The following is a 3,415-nucleotide window of genomic DNA, read 5'->3' as shown; positions in this document are numbered from 1 at the left end:
GGGCGTGGGCCTGAACGTCGTGCGCAACCTCGTCGGCATGCACGGCGGGACGGTGGAGGCGCACAGCGACGGTGCCGGCAGCGGCAGCCGCTTCACGGTCCGTTTGCCGCGCTCCGCCCGCTTCCCTGCCGTGCCCGAGCCGGCCGGACAATCGGCGACGCCGGGCCGGCGCCGCATTTTGCTCGTGGAAGACAATGTGGACGCGAGCGCCACGCTGGCCGACATCCTGGCCACCGAAGGCCATGACGTGCAATGCGCGCCGGACGGGCACGCGGGACTCGCGCTGGCGCTGGAGCAGCCGTGGGACGTGATCGTGTGCGACATCGGCCTGCCGGGCCTGGACGGCCTCGCGCTGATGCGCTTGCTGCGGGCAAGGCAGGAAGGCGCGCGGCCGTATGCCATCGCGCTGACGGGCTATGGCCAGCCGGACGACGAGGCGCGCGGCTTCGCTGCCGGGTTCGACCGCTATCTCGTCAAGCCGGTGGCCGCGAGCGCGCTGCTGGCCGTCGTCGCTTCCGCGCCCGGCCAGTAGGGTGGGCATTTGAGGCCGGGGGCCTCAAATGAAACGTGCCCACGCGTGACGTATGCGGTTTGTTGACGTTACGCGTGGGCACGGTGTGCCCACCCTACCAGGCGCGCCAGCCGCTCGACGGCCTGTTCGATCCGCTCGTATTTCGTCGCGTACGAAAAGCGTACGTGCTGCTTTGGCGCGGCGACGCCGAAGTCGTCGCCCGGCACGATCGCCACCAGCGCGTCGCGCAGCACGGCCATCCCGAATGCGCTGCTGTCGGGTGCAAGCGGGTGATTTACGCCAGTGATGTCGGCGTACACGTAGAACGCGCCGTCCGGCAGCACGGGCACGGCGAAGCCCAGGTCGCGCAGCGCGGGCACGAGGAAGTCGCGGCGGCGGCGGAATTCCTCGCGGCGTTCCTCGAAGACGGCGATGGCGTCGTCGTGGAACGCGGCCAGTGCCGCATGCTGGGCGATGGCGGGAGCGCAGATGAACAGGTTTTGCGCCAGCTTCTCGACGGCCGGCACGAGCGCCTCCGGCAGCACGAGCCAGCCCAGGCGCCAGCCCGTCATGCTGAAATACTTCGAGAAGCTGTTGACGGTGATGACGTCGTCGCCGAACGACAGGGCGCTCGTTGCGCGGTCGCCCGGCTGTTCGCCATAGTAGAGTCCCTGGTAGATCTCGTCGACGATGGCGAAGCCGCCGCGTGCGCGCACGGCTTCGATGACGCCTTGCGTCTGCGCCGGCGTCATCGAGGTGCCGGTCGGGTTCGACGGCGAGGCGACGATCACGCCGCGCGTGTGCCCGTTCCAGTGTTGCGCGACGTGGCCGGCCGTGAGCTGGTAGCGCTCGGCGGGGCCGGACGGTACGAGGACGGCCTTGCCGCCGAACGCGCTGACGAAATGGCGGTTGCAGGGATAGCTGGGGTCGGGCATCAGCACTTCGTCGCCTTCGGCCACGAGCGCCGCGCACGCGAGCAGCAGGCCGGCCGACGCGCCGGCCGTCACGACGATGCGCTGCGGAGCGATGTCGAGGCCGCAGGCGCGGGCATAGTGGGCGGAGATGGCTTCGCGCAGTGCCGGCAGGCCGAGCGATTCGGTGTATTGCGTGGCGCCTTTCTGGATGGCGTCCATGGCGGCGCGCGCGACCATGTCGGGGGCCGTGAAATCGGGCTCGCCGACGCTCATGCTGATGACGTCGTGGCCGGCGCGCGTCAGCGCGGCAGCGGCCTTGACCATTTCCATCACGCGGAAGGGTTCGATGGCGTCGACGCGGCGCGCGAGCCGGTGGTGCAAGTCTGGCATGGTGAGGAGTGTGAAACCGGGGAATCCCGCTATCTTAGCCGAAGTGCGCCATCCCTGCCGGGCGCTCAGGTCAGTACCCGGGTCAGCACCTGGGCCAGCATCGCCTGGGCGCCGGCCAGCAGCGCTGCACAGTCCTGGGCCGGCAGCGGACGGCTGACGTAATAACCCTGGATCTCGTCGCAGTCGTACATCTCCAGTTCGCGCAGCTGGTCCGCGCTCTCCACGCCCTCGGCCACCACCTTCAGGTTCAGGCTGTGTGCCAGGCGGATCACGGCCTTGGTGATGGCGGCATCGTCCGGATCGTTCGGCAGGTCGCGCACGAACGTGCGGTCGATCTTCAGCGCGTCGAGCGGGAAACGCTTCAGGTASGCCAGGCTCGAATAGCCGGTGCCGAAATCGTCCACGGACAGGCGCATGCCGAGGGCCTTGATGCGGGTGAGGATCTCGACGGCGGCCTCCGGGTTCGCCATCAGCATCGATTCCGTCAGTTCGAATTCCAGCAGCGCGGGGTCGACGCCGGCGCCGTGCACGATGCGCTCGACGGCGCCGGCCAGGTCGGCCTGCTGCAACTGGCGCGCGGACAGGTTGATCGCCACCGGCGCCGCGACCATGCCCTGTGCTTCCCACGCCTTGAGCTGGCGGCAGGCCTCGCCGATGACCCATTCGCCGACCGGCAGGATCAGGCCCGTGTCTTCCAGGATGTCGATGAATTCCAGCGGCGGCACGAGGCCGCGCTGGGGGTGGTGCCAGCGCAGCAGGGCCTCGAACCCGCTGATGGCGCCCGTCGCCAGGTCGAGCTTGGGCTGGTAATGCAGCAGGAATTCGCCGCGCTCCAGCGCGAGGCGCAGCTGGGTTTCCGTCTGCAGGCGCTGGGCCGCGTTCTCGTGCATCTCGGCCACGTAGAACTGGTAGTTGTTGCGGCCGCTGTTCTTGGCGCCGTACATCGCGGTGTCGGCGTTCTTCAGCAGCGCCTCGGCGTCGCGGCCGTTCTCCGGATAGGTGGCGATGCCGACGCTGGCCGACACGAACAGTTGCTGGCCCACGAGGTAGAAGGGCTGGGCCAGCGCGTCGATGACCTGGCCGGCGATCGCGGCCGCATCGCCGTCGTCCGCCACCGCGGGCAGCACGAGCGCGAACTCGTCGCCGCCCAGGCGCGCCACGACGTCGCCCGCGCGCGCGCAGGCCAGCAGGCGCTTCGCGGCCTGCACGAGCAACTGGTCGCCCACGCCATGGCCCAGCATGTCGTTGATGTTCTTGAAGCGGTCCAGGTCGATGAACATGACGGCCGCGCGGCTGTCGCTCCTGGCGGCGTGAGCGATCGCGTCTTCGAGGCATTGCGCGAGGCGGCGCCGGTTGGGCAGGTTCGTCAGGGGATCGTACTGGGCCAGGTAGGTCAGGCGGTTACGCGCTTCCTGGCGCTCGACGGCAGTGGCGAGGATGTTGGCCACGCCGTGCAGGAAATTCGCGTCGTCCGCGCCGAAGCGGCGACCGGGCGTGGCGTACACGCCCAGTACGCCGAACGTGCGCTCGCCGCACACGATGGCCGTGTCGATGCCGTTGTCGATGCCGTGCAGCGCGGCCAGCGGCACGAGCCACGGGC

Annotated in this window: 3 protein-coding genes; 1 reads left to right on the top strand and 2 read right to left on the bottom strand. The window is 69.6% G+C overall.

Annotated elements, in window-relative coordinates:
- A partial coding sequence (locus AC1DYX_RS29470; protein WP_477265517.1) for a response regulator occupies positions 1 to 532 on the top strand: 532 nt, incomplete at its 5' end.
- Between the two features lie 68 nt (positions 533 to 600).
- Here AC1DYX_RS29470 and AC1DYX_RS29465 read toward each other — a convergent pair.
- Together AC1DYX_RS29465 and AC1DYX_RS29460 are read right to left on the bottom strand one after the other, a co-directional pair.
- The gene (locus AC1DYX_RS29465; protein ID WP_477265515.1) at positions 601 to 1,815 is read right to left on the bottom strand and encodes a pyridoxal phosphate-dependent aminotransferase; all 1,215 of its coding nucleotides are present in this window, start codon (positions 1,813 to 1,815) and stop codon (positions 601 to 603) included.
- 65 nt (positions 1,816 to 1,880) lie between these two features.
- On the bottom strand, positions 1,881 to 3,415 hold a 1,535-nt coding region (locus AC1DYX_RS29460), incomplete at its 5' end, for a putative bifunctional diguanylate cyclase/phosphodiesterase (RefSeq protein WP_477265513.1).

Source organism: Massilia sp. P2_C2 (assembly GCF_056404615.1).
This window is presented reverse-complemented; position numbering and strand designations above follow the sequence as displayed.

Excerpts from the sequence above, each read along its gene's own strand:
- AC1DYX_RS29465 (WP_477265515.1), bottom strand. The coding sequence starts at position 1,815 with ATGCCAGACTTGCACCACCGGCTCGCGCGCCGCGTCGACGCCATCGAA.